Origin of the sequence: Micromonospora sp. NPDC023814, from assembly GCF_040639595.1 — a bacterium.
GTDB lineage: Bacteria > Actinomycetota > Actinomycetes > Mycobacteriales > Micromonosporaceae > Micromonospora.
Genome location: NZ_JBFAAF010000249.1, coordinates 1 through 1,267, shown reverse-complemented (window position 1 = coordinate 1,267; position 1,267 = coordinate 1). Strand labels below are relative to the sequence as shown.

Here is a 1,267-nt window from a genome sequence, read left to right as displayed (position 1 = left end):
GCTAGTCGGTGACGGCTAGGAGCTTAGCGAGGCGCTCGGCTGGGGTATCCCAGCCGAGCGTTTTGCGTGGGCGGCCGTTGAGTTCGGCGGCGACGGTGGCGAGGTGGTCGGGGCTGTGGACGGCCAGGTCGGTGCCTTTGGGGAAGTACTGGCGCAGCAGTCCGTTGGTGTTTTCGTTGGAGCCGCGTTGCCAGGGTGAGTGTGGGTCGCAGAAGTAGACCGGCATCTGCGCGGTGATGCTGAACTGGTGGTGCATCGCCATCTCGATGCCTTGGTCCCAGGTCAGAGACCGTTTCAGATGTTGCGGCAGGGCGGCCATGGCGGTGAGCAGGCCGTCGCGGACCCGGTCGGCGCTGCGGCCGGCGCCCAGGTGCACGAGCAGGACGTAGCGGGTGGAGCGTTCGACAAGTGTGCCGATCGCGGAGCCGTTGTCCTTGCCGATGATCAGGTCGCCTTCCCAATGTCCGGGCACGGCACGGTCGTCGGCCTCGGCGGGCCGTTCGCTGATCATCACCATCGGATGGGTGAAGCGGGGCTGGCGCTGCCCAGGCTGACGGCGGGGACGTCGCACCGCGCGGCCGGTGCGCAGCGCGGCGGTGAGTTCTCGGCGTAGTTCGCCGCGGCCCTGGACGTAGAGCGCCTGGTAGATCGTCTCGTGTGACACGTGCAGCTCGTTCCGCTCGGGAAAGTCACGGCGCAGCCGACGGCTGATCTGTTCCGGGCTGTGCTTGCGATCCAGCATGGCTTGGACGTGTTCCCGCAGCGCCGGGCATGCGGCGATTTTGCCGATCTTCGGGCGAGGCCGCCTGCTGTCGGCGCGTTGCTGGGCCGCGTAGGGCCGGTAGTCACCGCTGTCCGGGTGCCGATTACGGCGGATCTCCCGGCTGATCGTGCCCGGCGAACGCCGCAGCTCAGCGGCGATCGCCGCCTGCGAGGCACCCTCCCGCAGCCGATCAGCGATCACGATCCGCTCATCCTGGGACAGAAACCGGTCCGACACGGCCAAAGGCCGGGCAGCGGGAGGTACTCCCTGCTGCCCGGCCTTCGTCTGGCTCGTGCGGCCGTACCGCCAGCGGTGACCAGTCTTGCGATTGATCCCGACCAGCCGGCACGCCTCACTCGTACTCACACCCCGCGCCACAAGATCCAAATATGCCTGACGCTCCGCGCGAAGCTTCTTCGGACCCTGCGGCCTGCGATCCCCACGGATCTCGAACACTGCAACCCCTGATCACGTCAGGCGTTGCAACGATCCCTAGAACCCGAG

At 67.6% G+C, this 1,267-nt stretch carries 1 protein-coding gene; it reads right to left on the bottom strand.

Annotated elements, in window-relative coordinates; translation table 11 throughout:
* Position 1: 1 nt before the first annotated feature.
* Positions 2-1,006: an IS30 family transposase gene (locus AB0G14_RS35805; protein WP_357705262.1), complete on the bottom strand. Its 1,005-nt coding sequence runs from the start codon at positions 1,004-1,006 to the stop codon at positions 2-4.
* Positions 1,007-1,267: the final 261 nt, after the last annotated feature.